The sequence below is a fragment of the Rhodoferax sp. GW822-FHT02A01 genome (assembly GCF_038784515.1).
GTDB lineage: Bacteria > Pseudomonadota > Gammaproteobacteria > Burkholderiales > Burkholderiaceae_C > Allorhodoferax.
Window position 1 is genome coordinate 3,369,112 of sequence record NZ_CP152376.1, and the last position, 24,738, is coordinate 3,393,849.

The 24,738-nt window shown below is 59.0% G+C and carries 25 protein-coding genes; 8 read left to right on the forward strand and 17 right to left on the reverse strand.

Annotation, left to right across the window (positions count from 1 at the left end; translation table 11 throughout):
* Positions 1–13 precede the first annotated feature (13 nt).
* From AAGF34_RS15840 to AAGF34_RS15875, 8 genes are read right to left on the reverse strand one after another with little or no spacing between them, the layout of a single operon-like run.
* Positions 14–523, reverse strand: a complete 510-nt coding sequence (locus AAGF34_RS15840; RefSeq protein WP_342616683.1) for a thioredoxin domain-containing protein — start codon at positions 521–523, stop codon at positions 14–16.
* A complete protein-coding gene (locus tag AAGF34_RS15845; protein WP_342616684.1) occupies positions 520–849 on the reverse strand; it encodes a HypC/HybG/HupF family hydrogenase formation chaperone in 330 nt (109 codons plus the stop codon). The genes AAGF34_RS15840 and AAGF34_RS15845 overlap by 4 nt, the downstream gene beginning before the upstream one ends.
* Before the next feature lie 12 nt (positions 850–861).
* Positions 862–1,548, reverse strand: a complete 687-nt coding sequence (locus AAGF34_RS15850) for a HyaD/HybD family hydrogenase maturation endopeptidase (protein WP_342616685.1) — start codon at positions 1,546–1,548, stop codon at positions 862–864.
* A gap of 28 nt (positions 1,549–1,576) precedes the next feature.
* Positions 1,577–1,915, reverse strand: a complete 339-nt coding sequence (locus AAGF34_RS15855) for a HigA family addiction module antitoxin (RefSeq protein ID WP_342616686.1) — start codon at positions 1,913–1,915, stop codon at positions 1,577–1,579.
* A 5-nt stretch (positions 1,916–1,920) separates the two neighbouring features.
* Positions 1,921–2,664 (reverse strand): Ni/Fe-hydrogenase, b-type cytochrome subunit, encoded by a 744-nt coding sequence (cybH, locus tag AAGF34_RS15860; RefSeq protein ID WP_342616687.1) that lies wholly within the window; start codon positions 2,662–2,664, stop codon positions 1,921–1,923.
* A gap of 46 nt (positions 2,665–2,710) precedes the next feature.
* Positions 2,711–3,313 carry a HupE/UreJ family protein gene (locus AAGF34_RS15865; RefSeq protein ID WP_342616688.1) on the reverse strand — a complete coding sequence of 201 codons (603 nt, stop codon included), beginning with the start codon at positions 3,311–3,313 and terminating at the stop codon, positions 2,711–2,713.
* Between the two features lie 26 nt (positions 3,314–3,339).
* Complete coding sequence (locus AAGF34_RS15870; RefSeq protein ID WP_342616689.1) at positions 3,340–5,196, reverse strand: nickel-dependent hydrogenase large subunit; 1,857 nt, start codon at positions 5,194–5,196, stop codon at positions 3,340–3,342.
* A gap of 30 nt (positions 5,197–5,226) precedes the next feature.
* The gene (locus AAGF34_RS15875; protein WP_342616690.1) at positions 5,227–6,315 is read right to left on the reverse strand and encodes a hydrogenase small subunit; all 1,089 of its coding nucleotides are present in this window, start codon (positions 6,313–6,315) and stop codon (positions 5,227–5,229) included.
* A gap of 313 nt (positions 6,316–6,628) precedes the next feature.
* On the opposite strand from AAGF34_RS15875, the gene AAGF34_RS15880 reads away from it, so the two are divergent.
* Positions 6,629–6,844, forward strand: a complete 216-nt coding sequence (locus tag AAGF34_RS15880; protein ID WP_342616691.1) for a hypothetical protein — start codon at positions 6,629–6,631, stop codon at positions 6,842–6,844.
* 43 nt (positions 6,845–6,887) lie between these two features.
* Here the strand turns inward: AAGF34_RS15880 and AAGF34_RS15885 are convergent, their stop codons facing one another.
* Both AAGF34_RS15885 and AAGF34_RS15890 read right to left on the reverse strand, forming a co-directional pair.
* Positions 6,888–7,712, reverse strand: a complete 825-nt coding sequence (locus AAGF34_RS15885; protein WP_342616692.1) for a flagellin — start codon at positions 7,710–7,712, stop codon at positions 6,888–6,890.
* A 102-nt stretch (positions 7,713–7,814) separates the two neighbouring features.
* Entirely contained in the window at positions 7,815–9,536 is a 1,722-nt protein-coding gene (locus AAGF34_RS15890; RefSeq protein ID WP_342616693.1) for a response regulator, read from the reverse strand.
* A 118-nt stretch (positions 9,537–9,654) separates the two neighbouring features.
* Here AAGF34_RS15890 and AAGF34_RS15895 point away from each other — a divergent pair, with 118 nt between their 5' ends.
* Genes AAGF34_RS15895 through AAGF34_RS15905 form a run of 3 tightly spaced genes read left to right on the forward strand, consistent with a single transcriptional unit; the run spans position 9,655 to position 10,534 of the window.
* A complete protein-coding gene (locus AAGF34_RS15895; RefSeq protein WP_342616694.1) occupies positions 9,655–9,900 on the forward strand; it encodes a hypothetical protein in 246 nt (81 codons plus the stop codon).
* Positions 9,900–10,346, forward strand: a complete 447-nt coding sequence (locus AAGF34_RS15900; protein ID WP_342616695.1) for a lysozyme — start codon at positions 9,900–9,902, stop codon at positions 10,344–10,346. The genes AAGF34_RS15895 and AAGF34_RS15900 overlap by 1 nt, the downstream gene beginning before the upstream one ends.
* Before the next feature lie 8 nt (positions 10,347–10,354).
* On the forward strand, positions 10,355–10,534 hold the full coding sequence (locus AAGF34_RS15905; RefSeq protein ID WP_342616696.1) for a hypothetical protein: 180 nt from the start codon (positions 10,355–10,357) through the stop codon (positions 10,532–10,534).
* Between the two features lie 246 nt (positions 10,535–10,780).
* On the opposite strand, the gene AAGF34_RS15910 is transcribed toward AAGF34_RS15905, so the two are convergent.
* From AAGF34_RS15910 to AAGF34_RS15920, 3 genes are all read right to left on the reverse strand, one after another.
* On the reverse strand, positions 10,781–11,782 hold the full coding sequence (locus AAGF34_RS15910; RefSeq protein WP_342616697.1) for an integrase: 1,002 nt from the start codon (positions 11,780–11,782) through the stop codon (positions 10,781–10,783).
* Positions 11,783–12,529: 747 nt separating this feature from the next.
* Positions 12,530–13,396 (reverse strand): MurR/RpiR family transcriptional regulator, encoded by an 867-nt coding sequence (locus AAGF34_RS15915; protein WP_342616698.1) that lies wholly within the window; start codon positions 13,394–13,396, stop codon positions 12,530–12,532.
* Between the two features lie 71 nt (positions 13,397–13,467).
* Positions 13,468–14,421: a LysR family transcriptional regulator gene (locus tag AAGF34_RS15920; RefSeq protein WP_342616699.1), complete on the reverse strand. Its 954-nt coding sequence runs from the start codon at positions 14,419–14,421 to the stop codon at positions 13,468–13,470.
* Positions 14,422–14,541: 120 nt separating this feature from the next.
* Between AAGF34_RS15920 and AAGF34_RS15925 the strand changes: the two genes are divergently transcribed.
* The 4 genes from AAGF34_RS15925 to iolB all read left to right on the forward strand — a co-directional run bounded on the left by AAGF34_RS15925 (position 14,542) and on the right by iolB (position 20,167).
* On the forward strand, positions 14,542–16,065 hold the full coding sequence (locus AAGF34_RS15925) for a CoA-acylating methylmalonate-semialdehyde dehydrogenase (protein ID WP_342616700.1): 1,524 nt from the start codon (positions 14,542–14,544) through the stop codon (positions 16,063–16,065).
* A gap of 317 nt (positions 16,066–16,382) precedes the next feature.
* Positions 16,383–17,282 carry a myo-inosose-2 dehydratase gene (gene iolE, locus AAGF34_RS15930; protein ID WP_342616701.1) on the forward strand — a complete coding sequence of 300 codons (900 nt, stop codon included), beginning with the start codon at positions 16,383–16,385 and terminating at the stop codon, positions 17,280–17,282.
* A gap of 69 nt (positions 17,283–17,351) precedes the next feature.
* The gene (gene iolC, locus AAGF34_RS15935) at positions 17,352–19,319 is read left to right on the forward strand and encodes a 5-dehydro-2-deoxygluconokinase (protein WP_342616702.1); all 1,968 of its coding nucleotides are present in this window, start codon (positions 17,352–17,354) and stop codon (positions 19,317–19,319) included.
* The gene (gene iolB / locus AAGF34_RS15940; RefSeq protein ID WP_342616703.1) at positions 19,313–20,167 is read left to right on the forward strand and encodes a 5-deoxy-glucuronate isomerase; all 855 of its coding nucleotides are present in this window, start codon (positions 19,313–19,315) and stop codon (positions 20,165–20,167) included. Before iolC ends, iolB begins: the two co-directional genes overlap by 7 nt.
* A gap of 290 nt (positions 20,168–20,457) precedes the next feature.
* Here iolB and AAGF34_RS15945 read toward each other — a convergent pair whose 3' ends face one another.
* The 4 genes from AAGF34_RS15945 to iolG are packed head-to-tail and all read right to left on the reverse strand — an operon-like array spanning position 20,458 to position 24,698.
* Positions 20,458–21,426 (reverse strand): hydroxyacid dehydrogenase, encoded by a 969-nt coding sequence (locus AAGF34_RS15945; protein WP_342616704.1) that lies wholly within the window; start codon positions 21,424–21,426, stop codon positions 20,458–20,460.
* Positions 21,426–22,241, reverse strand: a complete 816-nt coding sequence (locus AAGF34_RS15950) for an aldolase/citrate lyase family protein (RefSeq protein ID WP_342616705.1) — start codon at positions 22,239–22,241, stop codon at positions 21,426–21,428. Before AAGF34_RS15950 ends, AAGF34_RS15945 begins: the two co-directional genes overlap by 1 nt.
* Before the next feature lie 9 nt (positions 22,242–22,250).
* The gene (locus tag AAGF34_RS15955) at positions 22,251–23,687 is read right to left on the reverse strand and encodes an NAD-dependent succinate-semialdehyde dehydrogenase (RefSeq protein ID WP_342616706.1); all 1,437 of its coding nucleotides are present in this window, start codon (positions 23,685–23,687) and stop codon (positions 22,251–22,253) included.
* 3 nt (positions 23,688–23,690) lie between these two features.
* Positions 23,691–24,698 carry an inositol 2-dehydrogenase gene (gene iolG / locus AAGF34_RS15960; RefSeq protein ID WP_342616707.1) on the reverse strand — a complete coding sequence of 336 codons (1,008 nt, stop codon included), beginning with the start codon at positions 24,696–24,698 and terminating at the stop codon, positions 23,691–23,693.
* Positions 24,699–24,738: the final 40 nt, after the last annotated feature.

The following is a 24,738-nucleotide window of genomic DNA, read 5'->3' on the forward strand; positions in this document are numbered from 1 at the left end:
GTGGTGGGTGGAATCAGTGGCAGGACGAGGCGGCATTGCCGTTCACCACCGGGATGCCGATGGTGGGCGCACGCGAGGGGGCCTGCGCCAGAGCGGTTTGCATCTCGCGCACAAAGTCTTCCCAGTCGTGCATGCCGCTGAGCGTGGTGACATACTGGCCATCGCGCAGAAACATCAGCGTGGGCCAGCGCTGCGAGCCGTAGCGCCGGGCCAGTGCGGCCTCGTTGTCACGTTGAACGGCACCGATGCGGAAATTCTGCTTCAGGGCACTGCGCAGTTCGGGCAACACCACGGCCACGTCCAGGCCCATGGGGAACTGCACCGGATCGCCCGCAAACAGCACCACGCAGTCGCCACCCTGGGCTGACCATGCGTCGATGTTGGTCTCGTCCACCCAGGTGCCGCCATGGTGGGTGACCAGGCGCTCGATCAGGGGCGAGGTGGCGCTCGCGCTCGGTGGCGCTTGCACCGGCAGGCTCACCACGGTGCTGGCTTCGTGGGTGGGTATGGTCTCTGTGCTCATGCGGTCTCCTGCGGTGTGGTGTGGGTGGCGCCGGCCAGCGCGTTGAGTTGTTGCTGGCTCATGGCCGAGGGCAGTACAAAGCCCGGGTCCATGTCGAAGCTCTGGCCGACCATGGCGGCCTGCACCATGTCCAGTGTGGTGTTGACTTCCTCGGCCCGCGCGGCACTGATGCGTTCGCGGGCACTGTCCATGAACACCAGCACCCAGTCACCTGGCGCGGCCGCGTCGATCAATGCGGTGTTGACGCGGCGCTGCTCGCCACGGCCCAGGCAGATGGCGTAGCCGGGTTCGGTCCTGAGGACCTGCATGGGGACTCCGATACACATGGCGGGTCTCCTTCAGGCCGGGTCGGCAGAGGGGAAGAAGCGCTGGTCGCCAATGCGGCTGACCAGTTCACGCGGCGGGCGATTGGCCTCATAGGCCTGCAGGTCCAGCTGTGCAAAGGTCACGGCCTCGCGCTCGGTCAAGGGCGTGGTGCGGGGCACCGGGCGTGCACCCCACTGGCGCAGGGTTTGCACGCCCAGGGCCAGCGCATCTTCCATGGCGGCCTTGACGCGCGGGCGCAGGCTGCCGCCGTAGTCATCCAGCTCTTCCGGCTGGCAGCCTATGAGCTGAACCTCCAGCGGGTATTTCTCGGTCAGCAGGGCCAGCATCAGCACTTCCTGAAAGCCGGTCTGGTGCAGGCTCATTTTCTTGGCGCCCATGAAGCGGGGCACATCCTCGTTGTCCACCACCTTGAGGGTCCCAGGCTCCAGCCCGTAGTCGATGGCGTCGAAGATCAGCAGGCGGGTGGCGTCCTGCACATGCTGCACCAGGTACAGCCCCTGGGTGCCGCCGTCCATCAGGGTGACGTGGTTGGCAAATTCATAGCGGCTTTGCAGCGCTTCGATGCAGCGCACGCCAAAGCCTTCGTCGGCCCACAGCACGTTGCCAATGCCCATGACGCAAATGGTTTCGGTGCCTGCAGTTGCGGGCGAGTTGTCACTACCCTGGTGACAGGTAGAAGTGGGCGAATCGGTGCGCATGGGCGTGTGTTCCGAAAAGGGGTGGGGGTTAGGCCCGGACCGGCTTTGCAGCCAGTTGCGGGCGGAGTTGCTTCCAGGCGTGAAAGCCGTTCCAGGAAGCTTGCAGTTCGAGCCAGAAGCGTGCGTCCGAGCGGAACACCAGCGCGCAGCGGATGGCGGTGTCGGGCGTCATGTCGCGCTGTGCGTGCACCAGCTCGTGCAGACGCCGGCGTGAAACGCCCAGCAGGCGCGCTGCTTCCGTTTGCGACAGACCCAGGGGCGTGAGGTAGTTGCGATGCAAAAAATAGCCCGGATGGCAGGGCGCGCGCGGCGGCACGCCGGGGGGCAATCCCCGGTTGGTCTGTGCGCCCAGTTGGCCGGCGCGCATGCTGCTCAGTCCTTGAAGGTGCGGTGGCCAGAGACCATGGTGCTGATGATGCTGGAGCGTCCCATGATGTCTTCCCGTATGGCGGCGTAGACATGCAGGATGACGAAGATCACCAGCGACCACATGCCCAGATGGTGCCAGGTGTGCACATCCTGCGACTGCCCGAACAGCGGTATCACCCAGCCAAACAGACGCTCCTGCCACGATCCCATCTGCGCGCCTTCGCCGTAGAGCGCAAAGCCGGTGACGACCATGAACAACACCGTGAGCATGAAGCTGAACACCATGGCAAAGCGCGCCAGCGGGTTGTGGCCCACGAAGCGGCCGGGGCGCGGGCTGATGAAGGCGTACCACTTCAGCATGCCCAGCAGTTCGCGCCAATAGGTGGCCTGGAACAGGGGCAGCCAGAACAGCTCGCGCGCATGGTGGTTGCCCACGATGGCCCAATAGATGCGACCGATCAGCCCCACCGCCAGCACATAGCCTGCGCTGAAGTGGGCAAAGCGGATGTAGCCCATCACGAAATGGTCGCTGGCCTCTCCTGGCATGGTGGGCAGGGGCGAACCGATGAAGTAGCCCGTGACCGCCAGCACCAGAATGGACAGGGCGTTGACCCAGTGCCACAGGCGCACCGGTGCCTCGTAGACGTAAACGGTTTTGACCGAGGTGGCATGGGCGGCGTCAGCCTGTTCGATCTGCGCGAACTTGTCGATGGCGGGGGCTGAGCCTTGCGCGGGGGTGGTACTCATGTCGTCTCCTGTTATTTGAAACGCTGCGGCTGCGGTGTGCGCTGCTTTACAGCTGTGCGAACAGTTGCAGGCCCGCAAAGCCCAGTCCGAGTCCCAGGGCGCTGACCAGCCATGCGGATTGGCGCTGGAAGAAGCGCTGGATGGACAGGCCCAGTGCCACACCGCATGCGTGCAGTGCTGCAGTGGTCAGCAGGAATCCTCCCATGTAGGCGGACAGACCCGTTGCCGGCGCCTCTGCCCCGTGCGCCAGCCCATGCAGGGAAGCCGCCACTGCGATCAGTCCCAGGCCCAACGCGGGCGGCAGCGGTGCGCGGGCGCAGACCAGCATCAGACCGAAGCAGACCACGCTCAGTGCGATGGCATGTTCGAGGTAGGGCGCTGTGACACCGGTGGCACCTGCCAAAGCGCTCAGGGCCAGCACCAGCACAAAGGTAGCAGGCCCCTGCCAAGCTTTGCGCGCGGACAAGGCACTAACCGACCACAGGCCCACGGCCACCATGGCCAGCAAATGGTCCAGGCCGAACGGATGCATCAGTCCTTCAGAAAAAGTGCTGGCGCCGTGACCGGTGTGTGCCTGCGCCGCACCGGTTGCCAGCGCCAGCAAACTGCCGACGGTTATCGAGAGGGTTCTCTTGGAAATGGGTTGCATGACTGTCTCCAGATTTTTTGAAAGATTCAACGCACCTTGACCGTGGCCATTTCCTGACCGTCCGGGCTCATCACATGGGTGGAACAGGCCAGGCAGGGGTCGAACGAGTGCAGCGTGCGCAGGATCTCCACCGGTTGCTCGGGGTTGACCATGGGCGTGTTCATCAGGCTGGCCTCGAAGGCGCCGATCTGGCCCTTGTTGTCACGCGGGCTGCCGTTCCAGGTGGTGGGCACCACGCACTGGTAGTTCTCGATGCGGCCGTCCTTGATCTTGATCCAGTGGCCCAGTGCGCCACGCGGTGCGGCCACGGTGCCTACGCCCTTGGCTTCCTTGGGCCAGGTGGCGGGGTCCCACTTCTCCACGTTGGCGGTGGTGGTGTCTCCGGCCTTGATGTTGGCCACCAGTTCCTTGAAGTCCTCGTACATCATTTCGCCGCAGTACTGCGACTCCAGTGCGCGCGCCAGGGTGCGGCCAATGGTGGTGGGCAGCAACTGCTTAGGCGTGTATTCGGTGGTGGCAATGCCCAGCGCCTTGGGGATGCCGGTGTTGATCATCGATGCGGCAAAGTCGATCTGCTCCTTGGGGCGCTTGGCGTAGGTGTTGCCCTTGGAGGCATGGGCATAGGCCAGGATGTAGCGCGACAGCGGGCCGACTTCCACGGCATTGCCGCGCCAGCGCGGTGCCTTGATCCAGGAGTATTTGGCGCTTTCGTCGATCTCCTGGATGTTGGTGCGCGTGCCCTTGGTCTTGTCGCCCAGTGCGTAGTTGGGTTCGGTCACGCCGTCCCAGGGGTGCAGGCCCTTGGTTTCGTCGGCGTACTTGTACCAGCTGTGCGGCACGAATTCCTGCACCTGCTCGGGGTCGCGCGGGTCCACCGGCAACACCTTGTCCCAGTCGCCGTTGATGATGGCGCCACCGGGAAGCTGCTGGGTCTCGTGCTTGCCCATCACTTTTTCATAAGTGCCGTAGTCCATCACGTTGGTGGCCGAGAGGCCACCGCCGTAGAGCCAGCCGGCCTGCTTGTAGAGCGTGCCGATGGCCAGCACATCGGGGATGTAGACGTTGTTGTTGAAGTCGATCATCTCCTTGATGCGGGCTTCCACAAAGTTCAGGCGCTCCATGTTGATGGGCGCGCCGGCCGCACCGGCATGTTCCAGGTTGATGGCACAGGGTACGCCGCCTACCAGGTAGTTGGGGTGCGGGTTCTTGCCGCCGAAGATGGTGTGCACTTTGACCCATTCCTTCTGCAGGTCCAGCGCTTCCAGGTAGTGGGTGACCGCCATCAGGTTGGCCTCAGCCGGCAGCACATAGGCCTTGGAGCCCCAGTAGCCGTTCATGAAGGGGCCGAGCTGGCCGCTCTCCACAAACTTCTTCAGCCGGTTCTGGATGTCGCGGAAGTAGCCGGGCGAGGACAGCGGGTGCGAAGGCGACACCAGTTGTTGCAGCTCAGAGGTCTTCTTGGGGTCGGCCTTGAGGGCAGACACCACGTCCACCCAGTCCAGCGCATGCAGGTGGTAGAAGTGCACCACGTGGTCGTGCACCTGCAGCGTCTTGGCCATGATCTCGCGGATCAGGTAGGCGTTCTTGGGGATGACGATGCCCAAGGCATCTTCCACTGCGCGCACGGACGTGAGCGCGTGGCAGCCGGTGCACACGCCGCAGATGCGTTCCACAAAGGCCCATGCATCGCGCGGATCGCGGCCCTTGAGAATCACTTCCAGCCCGCGCCACATGGTGCCGGTGGAGACGGCGTTGCGGATGACGTTGTTGCTATCGAGGTTGACCTCACAGCGCATATGTCCTTCGATGCGCGTGACCGGATCGACCACCACCCGACGACCTGTGTTGTCTAACTTGAAACCTTGCGTTTCGTAAGCACCCATGATGTTTCCTTGGTTGTCTGTCGGTTGTTTTTAGTGGTCAGCGGGAGCCGCGGGCTTGGCATCGCTCTTCTGGTTGGCGCGCACGATGGCCGATACCGCAGCATGGGCTGCGGCGGCAGCGCCCACCACGGCGGCGGCCGTGCCACCGACCTTGTCGGCGTTGGATTCAATGCCGAACTGCGGGATGTTGGTCAGGCGGTCGTAGAACGAACCCTTGTCCCAGAAGCCGTCTTCCGAGCAGCCGATACAGCCGTGGCCGGCCTGGATGGGGAAGCTGGTGCCCGCGTTCCAGCGGGTGGTGGAGCAGGCGTTGTAGGTCGTCGGGCCCTTGCAGCCGACCTTGTAGAGGCAGTAGCCCTTGCGCGCGGACTCGTCGTCGAAGGCCTCGACGAACTGGCCCGCGTCGAAGTGCGGCCGGCGGTAGCACTTGTCGTGGATGCGCTGGCTGTAGAACATCTTCGGGCGGCCCTGGCGGTCCAGCTCGGGGATGCGGTCAAAGGTCAGCATGTAGGTGATGACGCCGGTCATCACCTCGGCGATGGGCGGGCAGCCCGGCACCTTGATGATGGGCTTGTCGAAGATGACCTTGTGGACGGGCGTGGCCTGCGTCGGGTTGGGCTTGGCCGCCTGCACGCAGCCCCAGCTTGCGCAGGAGCCCCAGCTGATGATGGCCTTGGCGTCCTTGGCTACGTGCTTGAGCTGGTCGATGAAGGGCTTGCCACCGATGATGCAGCTCATGCCGTCCTGGTTGAGCGGCGGGTTGCCTTCGACGGCCAGGATGTAGTTGCCCTTGTACTTGGTCATGATCTCTTCGAGGATGGCCTCGGCCTGGTGGCCGGCGGCGGCCATCAGGGTGTCGTCGTAGTCCAGCGAGATCATGGACAGCACCACGTCCTTGGCGAGCGGGTGCGCGGAACGGATGAAAGATTCCGAGCAGCAGGTGCATTCCAGCCCGTGCAGCCACAGCACCGGGGTGCGGGGTTTGGTTTCCATGGCATGGGCAATCTGCGGCACAAAGGCCGGCCCCAGGCCCAGGGAGGTCGCCGTGAGGGAGCAGTACTTCATGAAACTGCGGCGTGATATGCCCTGGCGACGCATCACCTCGTAAAACGTTTCCATTGTTGGTGTCTCCGGTTGTCTTTTGCTCTTCGCCAGCGTCCGCTCAAGGGGGTTCATCGCCAACGACCCAGTTTTCGGCCTGGGCATGGCTATTACGCAATTGACAGGCCACAAATTGGCAACCAAGGGAATACCCCCATCAGGGCTTGCAAGTTGTTGTTTTTATTGGGAGTTTTTGAGCAACAGATTTGAGCTGCCCGGAGTGGTCAACTGTTACTGGAAATAGTTCTTTCAGCTGCGTAATCGCACTGGAAGATTGCTTTGCAGCAGCCTTGAGAAAATGTCGGACCTGCGGTTCCGGTAAAATACGGGCATGAGTACTCCCGTTACCAAATCAAAAATCATGGACGACGGTTTGCGCTACAAGGCCAAAGTCTCTGGTTCACCCTTCGGTGCCACCAACACTTACTCTGGCGCATCCACCATGTCCTGCTTCCTCTGTGGCAAGCACAAACCCCGTGTACAGCTGATGTCCCGCAAATTGCTGGGGCGCGTGCAAAACGTCTGCTCGCCCAAGTGCGAGAAGTAATTTGCGCTGATTGACGCTGGGCGGCGGCAGTTACCGCCCGGGTTCAGGCCTGGGTGTTGAGCCCCAGTGCGCCCGGAAATACGCTCAGGACGTTGGCCTGGTTGGCGTCATACAGGGTCAACATCTTCAACGACACCTCCTGGCTCACACCAGCCTGGGCCAATGACGCCGATTCGCTGGCGTAGTTGGTATCGCTGATCTGGCTTTGCGCCGATGCCAGGTTGTCATAGGTGACCGACTGGTTTTGCGCCGCCGCATTCAGGGCGGCCTGCGACGCGCCTAGGCTGCCCTGTTGCGATCCCACGCTGGCAAGTGCCTGGTCGATGGCGCCAAGTGCACTGGAAGCATTGCTGCTGCTGGAGACATCGACATTTGCCAGGCCCAACGCTTGCGACGACACACCTCCCAGAGACAGTTGATAGGTATTGCCAGCGTTCGGCCCGGTTTGCAGGCTGGCGTTGAAACTGCCGTCCAGCAGGTTTTGCCCGTTGAATTGCGTCTGCGAAGAAACCTGATCCAGGCTTTGCGACAGCTGCGAAAACTCCTTCTGGATGGCCTGCAGGTCGGAACTGTTGTTGGTTCCGTTGGCCGCCTGTACCGCCAGCTCACGCATGCGCTGCAAGGTGTCATTGGTTTGGCTCAGGGCAGCGCCTGCCACGTCCGTGAGTGAAAGTCCCGCGCTGATATTGCCCGAAGCCTGGCTGGTGGAGCCCATCTGGGTGACCATCTGGCTGGCAATGGCCAGCCCGGCGGCATCATCCTTGGCTGAGTTGATACGCGCGCCAGAACTGAGCCGCGCCATCGCCAGCGCCTGCGCGTTGGCTGCCTGGTTGGAACTGTTGAGCAGGGAAAGGGGTGAGCTGGCCATGGCGATGTCCTTTCAAAAAGGAGCGGTGCAGAAGCAGCATTCTGCACCGATCAAGGGGCCAGGTGAAGTGCGGGCGGTCCCGACCACTTTGCAGGCATGCATTTAGCCAGTGTTCAGAAGTGCCAGAGCCTCGTCAAACTGGAAGGCATTCAGGTGCTCCATGACCGCCGAAGTGTTGGTCCCCAGGATAGTCTCCAGAGCCGCTCGATGCTCTTCGAGCATTTCCTGTGCAGCGGGATCGTTGTCCTTCAACGCGCGCAGGAATTTCTCGTAAATACGGCTCGTATCAGTCGCAACTGCTGGGGCTTGCGCAGGAGTTGCCGCTGTCGCTGTAGGGCCGGGAAAAGGAGCGAGTCTGGATTGGACGTCCGATACAAATCCTTCCAGCAAATCAAGGAGCTTGCGAACTTCGGTTTCGAGGTGCTGGGCTGCAAAGTCTCCCGAGCGCAACAAATCCTCCACATGACCCGCCGCCCCCCTGAGCAGGCGGGCACCCAAATAGGCGCTTTGACCTTTAAGCGTATGTGCCAGGCGCTCGGCAGCTGCGTAATTTTGACCGGCAAGGTGTGTGGTCATTTCGCTGCGGAAGGCCTCTGCCTTGGAGACGAATTCACGCAGAGAACTCAAGTACAGTTTTTCGTTGTCTCCCATCAGTGACAGCCCGCTCTTGACATCCAGATCCGGGATGGAAGCCAGGGCAGTCAGCCAATCTCCGCCGTTTGCTGCCGACGGGCTGTGGCTTGTGTTGCCAGCGGGCGTGGGCGCGGTTCCCAGCCATTTGTTGATGGTTTCAAACAGCCGTTGGGGATCGATAGGCTTGGTGACAAAGTCATCCATGCCCGCGGCAATGCACCGGTCGCGGTCGGCCTGCATTGCATTGGCGGTCATGGCAACGATGGGCAGCATCTCGGATGGGTACTTTGCCCGGATGATCTTGGTGGCGGCTACACCGTCCATGATCGGCATTTGCATGTCCATCAGCACCAGGTGGTAGCAGGAGCCAGCGTTAAATTTTGCGTTGACCATGTCAACGGCCATTTGCCCATTCTCAGCCAGACTGACCGTGTAGCCCGCTTCGGTCAGCAGCTCATTGGCAATCTGCTGGTTGAACGCGTTGTCTTCAGCAACCAGCAACTCCACGGTGGAACCCGCAGTAGGCAACACTTTGGTGGAAACATGTGAAGAGGGCCTGCGACTTCCTTGTGCTGAAAGATGGGTGGCAGCGGAATTGTTCAGCCGGTATATGAGTTCCCTGAGCGTGTAGGAAGAGATCGGCTTGATCAGAATATCCACAAAATAATCATTGAAGCTTCCGTCGTAAATCTCGGCCCTGGCATGCCCGGTAATCAGCACCATGGTCGGAGGCTTTTTCAGCTGCATCTCCTCCAATTTCTGGGCTGTCTCGATTCCGCTCATGGTGGGCATCTGCCAGTCGAGCAGTACCAGATCGTAGGGATGCACAGATTCGCAGGCCTGCGCAATTTCGACCAGCGCCTTGTGGCCAGAGTCCACCGCGTGTGCGTCCACGCCGATCTGGATCAGCATCTCCTTGATGAGTTCCATGGTCTGCCGGTTGTCGTCTATCACCAACACCCGGTAGTCGGAAGGGATTCCTGCATGATGAATAGGTTGATTCTTGACTACGCCCAGAGGCAAGGTAAACCAGAAGCACGAACCCACTCCGGGAGTGCTTTCCACTTCCACACTTCCGTGCATGAGCTCAATGAGGTTCTTGCAGATGGCAAGTCCCAGCCCGGTGCCGCCATATTGCCGGGTTGTCGAGTTGTCAATCGTCATGATGACGCTGGTTGAAATCGGCGCCATCTCGCAAATGTCCGAGAACACTTCCGCAATCTGTGGCGCTGCGCTGGGCATCTACCTAGCAGACCGTTCGCTGTTCAAGCGGGGTAAATAGTTTTTTTACAACCAAAGGAGCATTCAAATGCACTACCGTAATGGCCGCGAGGCAAAAAATGGCGACACCATCATTCAAATTGGCTTTGATGGAAAGATCAATGCTTTGGGCGTGTTGGCAAATGCCACGCCCGGAAACGACTACTGCAACGGAACTATCGCTCAGATATTCCCGATGCCGACAAGCGCCTGCATGTGCGATTGCCTGCATGTCGAAGACCTGATGGAGCTTCTGAAACAAGCAGGCCTGGACAAGCGACCAGCAGGAAAGTAATGGACGCCCTGGCCGTCACGTTGGAGCTTATCCGCAGGTTTGAGGGGCTCTATGCCTCTCCATACCTGTGTCCCGCTGGTGTACCGACTATCGGCTATGGGGCTACCTACTACGAGGATGGGACTCGGGTAGCCCTGACAGATTCGCCGATTACCAGAGAGCGGGCAGAAGCACTCCTATTGTGGCACGTCAAGAGCGTGTACTTCCCCGCTGTTCTGCGCTGGTGCCCAGCCGTAATCCATGAAACACCTGGGCGCATCGCTGCGCTAATCGACTGGACTTTCAACCTTGGCAGCGGAAACCTGCGGGCATCAACCCTGCGCAAGAAGGTCAACTTGGCAGATTGGGGTAGCGTCCCGGCTGAACTTCTCAAATGGAACAAAGCAGGGGGCCGAGTTCTGCGCGGCCTTACTGCCAGACGGTCAGCAGAAGCATCGCTTATCTAGGAGACCCAATGCGCTCCATCATCCTTTCCTTAGCAGCTCTAGTAGCCCTTCCAGCCACAGCAGAAGCGCCTGAAATGCAGTACCACTATGGGTGCTCTGGTGACAAGCTGATCATCCAAATGGCAGTGTCAAAGAAGGGCGTGTTTCAGATCGTTCTACCGGCTGCGGTTTGTGGGCCGCAGGTGTGAATTGCAGACACGACAGCAGACATGATGCAGACGTGATTTATTATTGTAAGTGCCTGCTAACTGAATAACACGCATAGATGCGTGGTGCCCGGGGCCGGAATCGAACCGGCACGCCTTGCGGCGGGGGATTTTGAGTCCCAATGCGAAATGGCTTAACCATGCGGGTTACAGCCCGATTACTTCCGCATGATTTTCAACATTCCAATGCATTTCTCTCCTCACACGGACGCGTCTTGCGGAAGTGGTTTATCGTACCGCTTTAAGCTCGTTGCCCTTGGTCCGGTAGTGTTTGACAGTGAGCGATTTACTGCTGTGTTGGAGCAACTTACTTGCCTCATCTACGTCTTCGGCGAGGTCAGCTGCCCGCTTGCGGGTATCGCGAAGGAACATGGCCTTTATGTCGTCGGCGAGCTTGGGGTAGGCGGCAGATGCCTTGATCCGGGCGGCGTCATAGCGGGTGCGCAGCATGGATTCAGACACCGCACGTCCGGTCTTGGTGGTGAGCAACATCACGCTCTCCGCGTTTCCACGGCGCTCGAGCAGAGCTGTGAGTACTGGTGATTTCTCCACCACGAAAAAGTCCCATTTTCCGGTCTTCCCAGCCCGAAATCGCAGGCGGCCATCCACCGGCATGCGGACTGTGCGCGTGTCGGTCAGTCGCATGCCAGTGGTTGTGGCTATGTCCATGCAGTCGCGTAGCACTTGGTCAGCGTGCTCGTAGACGGCGTTGAACAATTCAGTTGTGACTTCGAATTCGCGGGGCTGCTCAGGGTTTTTCCAGCCCTTAACTCCTGCGGCGGGCCATGTCTTTTCGGTCATGCCCCATAACAGGGCCTTGCCCCAGATCACAGACAACAGGGCCAACTCGCGGTTTCCCTGGGTCTTGGCGCTACGGCCATCCAGGTACTGGCGCAGTACCGGAAGAGTAATCTCGTGCCAGCCAGCTTTGCCGAAGACCGGTTCGAGCTGGCGCAGATTCTTGGTGTAGCCCTTTACGGTCTCTGCCGAAGTGTAGGTGGGTAGAACCCGCTCCTTGAATTTATCGATGGCCTCTTGCACTCGACCCTTTGTCATGGGCAGGTGGTTTACCAGCCGATCCCATTGCTGGATCGCCGTGGCATAGTCGTTTCCCAGCGGCACATCGGGCTTTCCTGTACCGCGCATGTCATACCAGTAGGACACCCACACCTGACCACCCTTGCCCTTACGGGTGTGTGAGCGAAGGCGCGGGTACTTCGACTTTTTCATCGCAGTGCTGCCAAGTTGAGACCAGAGCTCGGCACTGTACGCCCTTCGAGCCAGGCTTGCACGTGTACCCTTGACACAATTACTCGAGGGCCATCTGTTCGGTGCGGCAAGGATCGTTCTTTTAGCCAATTTGATTGATGGCCTGCACGCCTGTATCCAGTTAGATGCAATAGCTCACTGTTTGAAAGGTACTCAGTCAGCATTTGACGCCCCCTGCAACTTCGGAAACTGAGACGGCGAGCTGTTGCGTCGCACTGAATATAGTGCGGGTAGTGTCGACAGGCCCTGTGCCGTTTGCCGCTCCCAGTTTTTCGGCGAACAGTGCTCCCTGTATGGGGTGGACATGGTGAGTTGCATCGTTTTCAAAATCACTTACAGATGTAATGATTTTGGGTCCAAATCGACTTCAACTCATCGCCGTAAAGCGGTGTCCATGTACCACTATCGGACCAAAAGTTGTAGGTTTTCCATCGGTTTTGCCATTTTTGTCGTCGAAATCGAATCCAGCGATTGCTCAATCAGACTGGCAAGCCACAGGTTGACGTAAAAATTAGATCTCCAAACAGCTGACGCTTGCAGGCGTCTCAATCGTGCCCATAGCGGGTGCTCGGATTGGGCGCGTAAATGTCAGCTCCTTCGAAAAGCTGACACTTGACATTTTCCCGGCTGCAATTAAGCGCAATGAGCATTGGTTCCCTGCGAAACCCTATCAGTCGCTTAAGTAGATCAACTAGAACTTGCGCTTTTCTACTTCTGCTGGGTTACAGTCGGAATCCTTGGCTCTACCTGTTTCTGAAGTTTAGATGCCAAATTAACCAGCAAGGCCTGGGCTAAACACATAGGGGCTGCAAGTGATCTTGAAAACGAATACTCGTGTTCTGGCACCGTAAAAAGGACCGAGGCGTTTTTGGCCAATGGCGAGAGAGTTGAATCTGAGATAGCCAAGATAGGCACCTGACGGCTGCCGCAGCTCTCCACTACATTTACTACTTCGTTGGCATAGAAGCGAAAAGACACGGCGATCAACATATCCCTTGGCCGAATGAGATTTGCCATGTGGGTCGTAAGCCCGCCACTGGCGTCCAACAAGACGGCGCGCTTGCCCAACATGGTGAGAACGTAGCGCATTAACTCCACCACAGGTGCAGAGCGCAACTGGCCTATGAGATAGATTGTGTCGGCGACCTCCATCATCTTAGTTGCTTTGGCCACATCTCCTTTGGAGGTCAGTTCGACGAGTTCTTGCAGCGACGCAATGTCGCGGTGTACCAAGTCTTGCAGAAATGTGGATGTTGTGCTGTGGTCTGCAAGCTCAGACTGGAGCGCCTTTACGCGGGCATTAAATCCGGGTGCAGCCGTAGATAAACGCTGTTGATAGAGCTGCTGCAGTTCCTTGAATCCTTTGTAGCCCAGTGCCTGTGCAAAGCGCACAAAGCTGGATGCATGGATACCGCAAGTCTCTGCGATCGAATTTACGGGTTTGATGGCGACTTCATTGGGGTTTTGCGTAAGGTACACGGCGATTGACTGATACGACTTGCTCATGTCCTCATAGCGCTCATGGATCACCCGGATGAGCTCTTCGTAATCTTTGGGAGGAGTGACTTGTTGCATGATTGTGAATTTACAACGTTTATTGCAATGTGGAAATGATTTTCAAGATATTTTTAAACTGCATGGAACGTTCAAGTTGACGAAGACATTCGCGAAAAGCCGCCAGCAAAGCGCTGGCGCAGGTGTTTGACCAGCACCGCTACGGTTCGGGGTACATGGGGACTGTAGGGCCGTATAAGGTACAGGTGCTCAGCGAATGCACGCACACTTCGCCACTTGGGCAACACACCCACCAACTTACCCGACCGGATGTGTGACTGTGCCGTGAAGTCGGGTAGCAGGGCGATGCCCAGCCCAGATAAGGCTGCATCGCGCAGTGACTCGCTGTTGTTGGCCGCCAGACAGCCAGATACTTGCACCGTGACCAATGCGTCCGTAGCGCGGCTGTTGCGTGCCTCAAAGGTCCATGCCGCACTTTCGTTGGCACGGGGATAGTGCAGGCAGTTGTGGTTACGCAGGTCCGCAGGCTCCTTCACTTCGCCTGCGCGACGCAAGTAGCCTGGCGTCGCCACCAGGAGCGTTTCGGTCTTGCACAGTGGCCAAGCCACGTGCGTTTCGGGCGGGGACGCGGCATGCCTGACGGCAAGATCAAAGCCCTCTTTTCCTAGTGAGCGCAAGCGGTCGGACATGTCGAGTTCAATGCGTACTTCGGGAAAGTCCTTGAAAAACGCAGGTAGTTGAGGCACCAATTGCTGCCGCGCAAAAGCGACCGGCGCTGTAATGCGCACCAGTCCGCGAGGGGTTTCCGCCATGTCCTTTACCTGGTCAAAGCTTTGTGCAATATGTTCAAAGGAAGACTGTGTTTCATCGACCAAGCGCTGTCCAGCTTCGGTCAGTCGCACGCTGCGGGTGGTTCGTTGTACCAGGCTTACACCGGCTATGCGTTCCAGCTCGGCAATGCGCTGGCTCATGGCAGCCTTGCTCACATTCAATCGTTCCGCTGCTGCGGTATAGCTGCCCTGACCCGCCAGGGTGGCAAGCCAGTAAATGTGGCTCCAGAGGGATTCTATATTTTGTTCTTTCATCATCCTATTGTTTATCAATATGAACAATGAATTCAAGTCTATGGCCTGTTCATTTGAATAACCTGCACCTAAACTGCGTTTCATCTTTCATCACTATCCCTACTTTTGAGACCCCCATCCATGACCCCCTATTCCGATACCGCTGAAGTTGCCCAGTACATCCAGGGCGCACGCACCGCCGGCACCAGCACGCGCACGCAACCGGTCTACAACCCCGCCACAGGTGCCGTGGCGCGTCAGGTGCGCCTGGGCAATGCCGCCGATGTAGCCGCCGCCGTGGCATCTGCTAACGCGGCATTCCCCGCCTGGGCCGACACGCCACCCATCCGGCGCGCGCGCATCATGTTCAAGTTTCTGGAGCTGCTCAATGCCCGGAAGGACGAACTGGCCCGCGTGATCACCGCCGAACATGGCAAGGTGTTTACCGATGCGCAGGGTGAAGTCTCGCGCGGCATCGACATCGTCGAGTTTTCCTGCGGCATTGCGCAGTTGCTCAAGGGTGACTTCACCGACCAGGTGAGTACCGGCATCGACAATTGGACGCTGCGCCAGCCCTTGGGCGTGGTGGCCGGCATCACGCCGTTCAACTTCCCTGTGATGGTGCCCATGTGGATGTTCCCGGTGGCGATTGCCGCAGGCAACACCTTTGTCTTGAAGCCCAGTCCGCTGGACCCCAGCCCCAGCCTGCTGATTGCCGACCTGTTCAAGCAAGCCGGCCTGCCCGACGGTGTGTTCAACGTGGTGCAGGGCGACAAGGAAGCCGTGGACGCATTGCTGGAACACCCCGATGTGAAGGCCATCAGCTTCGTGGGCTCCACACCCATTGCCAACCACATCTATGAAACCGGCGCGCGCCACGGTAAACGCGTGCAGGCCCTGGGCGGTGCCAAGAACCACATGGTGGTGATGCCCGATGCCGACATCGATCAGGCCGTGGACGCCCTGGTGGGCGCGGGCTATGGCTCGGCTGGTGAACGCTGCATGGCCATCAGCGTGGCGGTGCTGGTGGGGGATGTAGGCGATCGCCTGATTCCCAAACTGCTGGAGCGCACCAAATCCCTGAAGGTGCTGGACGGCATGAACCTCGCTGCCGAGATGGGCCCCATCGTGACCCAGGCCGCGCACGCGCGCATCACCGGCTACATCGAACAAGGTGTGAAGGAAGGCGCCACGCTCTTGCACGACGGTCGTACCTTCAGCGGCAAGGCCGCCGGTGCGGGCTGTGACAACGGTTTCTGGATGGGTGGCACGCTGTTTGACAACGTCACGCCCGAGATGAAGATCTACAAGGAGGAGATCTTCGGCCCGGTGCTGTCCTGCGTGCATGTGAAAGACCTGGCCCAGGCGGTGAACCTGATCAACGCGCATGAGTTCGGCAACGGTGTCTCCTGCTTCACCCGCGACGGCAATGTGGCACGCGAATTCAGCCGCCGCATCCAGGTGGGCATGGTGGGCATCAACGTGCCGATTCCCGTGCCCATGGCCTGGCACGGCTTTGGTGGCTGGAAGAAGAGCCTGTTTGGCGACATGCACGCCTATGGCGAAGAGGGCGTGCGCTTCTATACCAAGCAAAAGAGCATCATGCAGCGCTGGCCCGAGAGCATTGGCAAGGGTGCCGAGTTTGTGATGCCTACGGCCAAGTAAGCCAAGAAACCAATACCGGAAGCTTGAGAAGCCCTCCGCGGACGCGCAAAGCGGTCGCGGAGGGCTTCCTTCTTCGCGCCTTATTGCCCGCTCAAGCTTCTCCAACAACGGGGTTGAAATGGATGTCCGGATGCGTTAGATCTGAGCTCATAAATTTGTTGTCCAAGCTATTGCAGGAAATACAGATGCGCAATTAAAATTGCATTATGCTGTATTTATGCAATAAATGCTTCGATAACAGTTGATTTTGGGTCGCTGCTGGCAGCCTTGCTTTACGACTTTTCACCCCCGTGAGACAAATACATTTAGGAGACAAAATGAAGGCAAAACTTGGAATCGCCCCGATAGCATGGTCCAACGATGACCTGCCCGAACTCGGTGGCGATGTCAGCTTGGAGACGTGCCTGAGCGAGGCGCGCATGGCCGGCTTTACCGGCATTGAAACCGGCGGCAAATTTCCTCAGGATGCAGCTGTTTTGGGCCCCATCCTCAAGGCCCACGACATCCGGCTGTGTGGCGGCTGGTTCTCCGGCTTGCTGCTGGATTCAGAGCTGGCAGCCGAGAAGGAGCGAATCGCCCAGCAGCTCGCCACCTTCAAGGCTCTGGGCGCGCCGTGCATCGTCTATGGCGAAACGGCAGGAACCATCCAGGGCGACCGCCATGCTCCCCTGAATACGCGGCGCACACTTTCTGAAGACCAGATCAAGATCTACGCACGCAAGATGACCGCGTTTGCGGAGTGGTGCGCAGAGCAGGGCATGCCCATCGCCTTCCACCACCACATGGCCGCGCCCATAGAGACCGAGCAGGATCTGGATTTGATGATGAAGCATTCGGGATCTACGCTGCCGTTGTTGTTTGATGCTGGACACATGGCCTTTGCCGGTGGCGATGTCTTGCGCGTCATTGACAAACATGCCAAACGCATCAGCCACGTCCATGCCAAGAACATCCGGCGCAACGTGGTGGACAGCCTGGACCGCAGCAAGGACAGCTTTCTGGATGCCGTTTTGAAAGGCGCCTTCACCGTGCCGGGTGATGGCTCGCTGGACTTCGAAACGATTGTCAAACGCCTGGCGTCGCACGGTTATGAAGGCTGGTTTGTAGTTGAGGCCGAGCAAGACCCCAAACCCAATCCGCCCTTGAAGATGGCGCAAATCGGTCATAAGGAATTGTTGCGCGTCATGCAAGCCGCGGGTTACGAAGTAGTCACCTGACACAGCTTGACGGTGTGCACCCGGGCATTCCCCGGTACACGCCCCTCTCGGCCACCTGAGCAAGAGCACATGCGCACTTTCAACTTTCCTCACGGTCGTCCCATTGACCTGGTCTGTCTCGGCCGCCTGGCCGTGGACTTGTATGCCCAGCAGTTTGGCAGCCGGCTGGAAGATGCCCGCTCGATGGCCATGTACCTGGGCGGAAGCTCGGCCAACCAGGCATTTGGCGTGGCGCGGCTGGGCCTCAAAAGCGCCATGATCTCGCGCGTGGGCAATGAGCAGATGGGCCGCTTTCTGACTGAGACCCTGGAGAAGGAAGGCTGTGACACCAGCCAGGTGCAAGTTGACGACACGCGGCTGACGGCTCTGGTGCTGCTGGGGCTCAAGGACCGCGACACCTTCCCCTTGCTGTTTGTGCGCGAAAACTGTGCCGATATGGCCCTTGATGCCGCCGCCATCAGCGAAGACTTCATCGCCAAATGCCGCTGCCTGGCCATCACCGGCACCCATTTGTCTACTCCTGGCACCCGTGCCGCATCCGCAACCGCCTTGGCCTATGCGAAAAAGCATGACGTCATACGCGTGCTCGACATTGACTACCGACCAGTGTTGTGGGGTCTGACTTCGCGGGGTGCCGGCGAAAACCGCTATGTTGCCGATGACCGGGTTACCCAGGAATTGCAGGAAATGCTGGGGGAATTTGATCTGTTGGTGGGAACTGAGGAAGAGTTCCTTATTGCAGGCGGTGTAGCGGGTGATCTGGTCGCCAGTCTACGAGCCGTACGCAAGGTCAGTAAGGCCACGCTGGTCGTCAAACGCGGTGCGTTGGGTTGCTGTGTGATTGCCGGTGAGATTCCCTTCCATATCGATGGCGCCCCCACCTTCAAAGGTGAGCGTGTTGAGGTGCTCAACGTATTGGGTGCCGGTGATGCCTTTTTGTCGGGCCTGCTGGCCAGCCTGTTGCAGGGCAAGGATTGGGTTGATGCCACGGAGATTGCCAACGCTTGCGGCGCCATCGTGGTGTCCCGTCACGCCTGCTCTGCGGCTATGCCTACGCAGGCGGAGCTGGAACACTGGTTTGGTGGTAGCCGCAACCCCAAGGTCGATGCCGATGCCCAACTGGCCCATTTGCACCGTGTCAGCGTCAAGCGCAAGGCATGGGACGAGTTGTGCGTGATGGCCTATGACCACCGCAGCCAGTTCAGGGACATGGCCAAGGACGCTGGCGCCAGTGAATCCAGGATTCCTTATCTGAAAAAGCTGTTGGTCCTGGCTACGGAAAAGGTAGAGGAAGCGTGCCAACTGCAAGGCCTCACTGGTGTGCTAATCGACGGTAGCAGCATGGGCCTTGACGCGCTGGCATCTGCAACGGGACGCGGCTGGTGGGTGGGGCGTCCGGTCGAGCTGCCTGGCTCGCGCCCGTTGCGCTTCGACGAAACTCATTCGATTGGCAGCGCATTGGTTCACTGGCCCACCGAGCATGTGGCCAAGTGCTTGGTGCATTACCACCCGGATGACGTCGAAGAACTGCGTTTGGAACAGGAAGCCAGAGTGCGCGAGCTGTGGGAGGCAACACGCGCGTCAGGCAACGAGTTGCTGCTGGAAATTATTCTGCCCAAAGGCATGGCACGGGAAAGTGACGAAGACTCTGCGGTACTGCGTGCGATCGGTCGTTTCTACGACCTGGGTATCAAACCAGATTGGTGGAAGCTCGCGCCGATGCAGGAATCCGGCTGGAACGAACTGCAAAAGCTTTTGCATACGCACGACCCGTACTGCCGGGGCGCGGTGATTTTGGGATTGAACCAACCCTTGCAATACCTTGCTGACAGTTTTGCGCATGCAACCAACCCTGTGGTGAAGGGCTTTATGGTCGGGCGCAGCCTGTGGGCGGATGCCTCCTTGCGTTGGCTCAAGAGCGAGCTGACTGACCAGGGCCTTATTGATGAAGTAGCCGCCAACTATGCAGTCTTAGTGCAAGCATGGAGGGGCCGCAAGAGTGCTGTTCCGCATAGCCGAAAGAAGAAAGCATGCTGAGTCCTCTGCTGGTCAAACCTGCGCCGGCAGGTCGCGAAATCGTCAACGTCTCACCCGAGCGCGCCGGCTGGACACATGTTGGCTTTCGCGCCTTGCGCCTGAAACCCATGGAGAGTGCGACCGTGGACACAGGGACCCGCGAACTCTGTCTGGTGGTGTTGACCGGCACGGTGGACGTAACGGTTGACGGCATTAGCTACATGAACCTGGGCTCGCGCAAATCCGTGTTTGAAGAGGTGTCGCCCGCAGCCGTCTATGTTCCGGTCGGCAAAACCGTTACCGTGGGCAATGTGCCGGGTGCCAGCACGGTGGCGGAAGTTGCCCTGTGCACTGCACCTGGAAAGGGTGGGTCCGGCACGGTCAGTGTGATCGATTCGACTGCCATGCGCCGCAGCGTGCGCGGCAAGGGTAGCAACACACGCTATGTCTGTGACATCCTGCCCCACGACGACCCGCGCGCGGCCCACTTACTGGTGGTGGAAGTGATCACGCCGGCCGGCAACAGTTCGAGCTACCCTCCCCACAAACACGACCAGGAGACGCCACCGAGTGAAACACTGCTAGAGGAGATCTATTACCACCGCCTCAATCCGCCCCAGGGTTTTGCTTTCCAACGCGTCTATACCGATGACCGAAGCCTTGACGAAACTTGTGCCGTGGAGGACCATGATGTGGTGATGGTGCCGCGTGGTTACCATCCGGTAGTCGCGCCCCATGGTTATGACCTGTATTACCTGAACGTCATGGCTGGACCCAATCGCTTTTGGGTGTTTAAGAACGACCCGGTCCATGAGTGGATGGTCGATCCGCAATCCAGTGCGTTCGCTTGCAGCTACCGATCGGCTTGACGTAACCACACGCGCTAAATATTGGCAGCTAGAACCAGGTCACGACTGCCAGCACATCCTCGCCAATGTGCCAATGCTTGGCCCTGCACCTGCGGGCTTCTTCTCTCCAGCCCCAAATGATCAGTATGAATTTGCTTAACATACGTTTTGTTGAATGAGGGTTGGCAATTTCGCAGGTCCGAATCGGCGATGGGCTACAAAGCTTGTGTACTGCTCCCACGTACCAATAGACAAAAAAGGGTGTCATCATTTTCAAATGACACCCAAAAGAGGAGACACCTCAGAAAAATCTAAGCGACTGCCTTTATGGCATCGCGGTTGACCACCAACGTCTGGTCGATACAACCATTGAAGAAATCCAATGCGTTTTGCACGGAGGAGATGGCCATTCGCTCAGCACATTCGGTGGTCAGGCCCGCGATATGTGGGGTGAGGATGGCGTTGTGCAACCCAAACAAGGCGTTGTCCTTGGTCGGTGGCTCGATCTCAAAGACGTCCACACCGGCACCGGCAATCACGCCGTTCTTGAGAGCCGCAACCAAGGCCGCTTCATCAATCACACCACCGCGTGCGGTGTTGACAAGCACCGCGTTAGGCCGCATCCAAGCCAGTTCTTCCGCACCAATCAAGGCCTTGCCACTGTGCGGCACGTTGACGGACACGGCATCTGCCCAGCGCAAGCCCTCTTCCAGTGTGCTGACGGGCGTCACGGAACCAGCAGGCCAGCCAGCTTTTTCCAGATAGGGGTCATAAGCCCGGATGTGCATGCTGAAGCCAGATGCCATGCGGGCCAGGTGCCTACCAATGCGGCCATAGCCAATGATCAGCAGGTTCTTGCCACTGACCTCGCGTGCGGCCAGCAGATTGCGCCAGCCCCATTCGCCATTGCGAACCGAGGTGTCCGCTTTGACGGTCTGCTTGGTTGCAGCCAGGATCAGCATCATGCTGTGCTCGGCCACCGAAACGGAGTTGACATCGCCACAGACGGCCAGCGCAATGCCGCGGGCGTTGACGGCTTGCAGATCGACCGTGTCATAGCCCACGCCATGGCGTGACACTATCTTGAGCTTGTCGGCCAGAGCAATCGTCGCAGCGCTGCAAGGCTGGGTGCGAATCACCAGGCCATCGGCCTTGTGGATCAGTGGGGCGAAACTGGCCTCGCTGACTTCTTCCACATAGTCATAAGTTATGCCGGGCGCATTCTTGAGCAGCGCCATACCGCTGGGATGGATTTTGCCGGCGATCAATAGGTGTGGCATCAGTAGGCTCCCTTTGTCTCGGCCGCTTGGGTAGACAGATGTCCCACCAGCTTCTTAAACTTGGTCACACTATCGGCGGCGGCCGCAGCCAGCAGGCGCGAGTCACCCGACACGGTGGTCATGTTGAAGCCCCATTCAATGGCGCGCACCGCATATTCGGGCGTGCCGCAATGCAGGGCAGAGCGAATGTTGTTCTTCTTGCAGGCTGCCACTATCTTCTTGAGTGCTTCAATCATTTCTGGCTCTTCACGGTCGAAAGCCGGGGCCAGACGACCTTGCGCCAAACTAAAGGTCAGGTCGGCTGGTCCCACATAGATGCCGTCCAGTCCGGGAGTCGCTGCAATCGCATCCAGGTTTTCCATGGCTTCGGCCGTCTCCACCATTGCAAACGCCAGCATCTCGCCATTGGCTTCTTGCGCGTAGTTGGTACCAGCGGAGAAGTTGGCACGGGTGGGGCCAAAAGAGCGCTGGCCCAAAGGTGGGTAGCGCATATAGCTTACAAACTCGGCGGCCTGTTCTGCGGTATTGACCATGGGGCAGACCACGCCATAGGCGCCGGCGTCCAGCGCCTTCATGATGATTCCGGGTTCCAGCCAGGGCACACGCGCCAACAGCGTGATGCCGGAGGCACGCATGGCCTGGAACATGGGCAGCACGTCGCTGTAATCCAGCGCGCCGTGCTGGATGTCGATGCAAATACTGTCGTAGCCTTGGGCTGCCATGATTTCCGCAGTAAACGGATTGCCAACGGACAACCAGCCATTGATGCTTGGTTTGCCTTGTCCCCAAATTTCCTTGAGTTTGTTTTTAATCATGCTTTTCTCTTAAAGAACGATCTGTGCGAGCTTGATATCGAGGTAATCCGAGATGCCCTCGATACCGCCCTCACGCCCCATGCCTGAATACTTGGTGCCGCCAAACGGAGCCTCCGAGGCTGCCATGGCAAAGCTATTGATGCCCACCATGCCGACTTTCAGTCCCGACACAGTGGCGCGGATGCGCTTGGCGCTGGTAGTGAACGCATAGGCCGACAGGCCCATCTCCGATGCATTGGCGCGCCGGATCACTTCCTCGTCGTCCTTGAAGGTAGTGATGGCTGCAATCGGGCCGAAATTTTCCTGATCAAACACCTTCATCGAGTCTGTGACGTTCACCAGTACCGTGGGTTCAAAGAAGAATCCTTTGGCGTGTGCTGGCGAGCGGCGTCCACCGGTTGCCACCTTGGCACCGGCCGCAATCGCGCTTTCCACAATGGATTCCATCTCATCCATGCGTGCGGCATTGATCAGTGGCCCCATTTGTGTGGCAGCATCCATGCCGTCGCCTAGCTTCAGTGCTTTGGCGCGTTGCACAAAGCCTTTGACAAAAGCATCGTGCAGACTTTCGTGGATAAAGAAGCGGTCGGCCGTGACGCACACCTGGCCGGCATTGGCGTACTTGGTGGGCACCGATAGGTTGAGCGCCAGTTCCAGGTCCGCATCGTTGTAAACGATCAGTGGCGCATTGCCACCGAGCTCCATGGAGGTCTTCTTCACGGTGTCTGCGGCGTCACGCAGCATTTGCTGGCCAACCCGCGTTGAGCCTGTTAGCGAGACCTTGCGCACGACCGCAGAGGCCATGATGGGTGCGTAGGTAGTGGAGGTGGGGCCCACGACCAGCCCCACCACACCGGCAGGCAGATTGGCTTCCCGGATGCAATCAATCATCACCATCGCAACTCCTGGCGTCTGGCTGGAGGGGCGCACGACGATGGAGCAGCCGGCAGCCAGTGCAGGCGCCACTTTGCGGGCAATCAGGGCCGCCGGAAAGTTCCAGGCGGTAAAGGCCGCCGCCACACCCACCGGCTCATGGCTGATTTCAAAGCGGCCGCCCGGCACGCGACTTTCCACCACGCGGCCATAAACCCGGCGTGCTTCCTCGGCCATCCAGCGGAACTGGTCGATAGACAGATTCCATTCGCGCTCAGACTGCACCAGGGGCTTACCGGTTTCCATGGAAATCATGGTGGCACCTTCCTGGCGGCGACGCGTCATTATGTCGGCGACTAGGTGCAGCGCATCGGCGCGCTCGAACGAGGACTTTCTCTTCCAGACTTCAAAACCTTGTTCTGCGCAGGCAATCGCTTCCTGTGTATCCGCATGGGTTGCATAGGGCACGCTCCCCAAGGATTCCTGCGTCACCGGGCTGAAGACGGGCGCGCTTTGCTTGTCAGAGGCTTCGCGCCACTGCCCATTCAGAAACAGTCCAAATTTCTTGTACATCGCTCAACCCATTTCGTTCATATGGACCACACAGCCCGTTTGCGCGGACTTCAGTGCTGCCTCGGCCAGCATCAGGGCCAGGCGGCCATCGGCAAAACCGACTTCGGGCGCGCGCTTGTTTTCAATCGCGTCCACAAACTCGCTGATCTCGGCGGCAAAGGCTTCCGAGTAGCGCTCGATAAAGAAGTTCTGGTACGGCTCCGAGCGCTCGGTAAAGGTCTTGGTGTGCAAGGTGGCCTCGTGGTTCTTGCGGTTTTGCGAGCTGGCCAGACCCAGGGTGCCCAAGGCTTCGACGCGCTGGTCGTAGCCATAGACGGCCTGGCGGGAGTTGGTGATCACGCATTGTTTGCCCGAGGCGGTGGTCAGTGTCACCAGCACGGTGTCGTAATCCTGCAATTCGTTCATCAGTGCGGGGTTCACCAGGCGGCTGCCGGTTGCAAAGACTTCCACGGGCTCTTCGCCCAACACGAAACGGGCCATATCAAAATCATGGATGGTCATGTCGCGGAAGATGCCACCCGACACGCGGATATAGGCATCGGGTGCCATGGCCGGGTCGCGTGAGGTGATGACCACCTGGTGCAGTTCACCAATGTCGCCCCGGCGCACGGCATCGCGCGTGGCACGGTGGCCCGGATCAAAGCGGCGCACAAAGCCCAGCATGATGGGCGCGCTGCTGTTGCGGATCTTTTCATAGCAGGCGTTGACGCGCGCCAGGCTCAGGTCAATCGGCTTCTCGCACAGAATCGGTTTGCCCGCTGCAACGGCCTGCTCCAGGATGTCCGCATGGGTGTTGGTGGAGGTGGCAATCAGAATCGCATCCACCGAAGGGTCGGCGAGGACTTCTTCCACGGACTTGGATGTCTTCACCCCTAGCTCGGCTGCCACCTTGTCAGCCGAGGGCTGGTAGATGTCAAACACCGTGGCCAGACTGGCGCGCGGGTGGTTGGCGATGTTACGTGCATGCATCACACCGATGCGACCACAACCTAAAACTGCAATCTTGACCATTCGAATCCTCTTTCTGCAATAATAATTGCGTTTATAAATA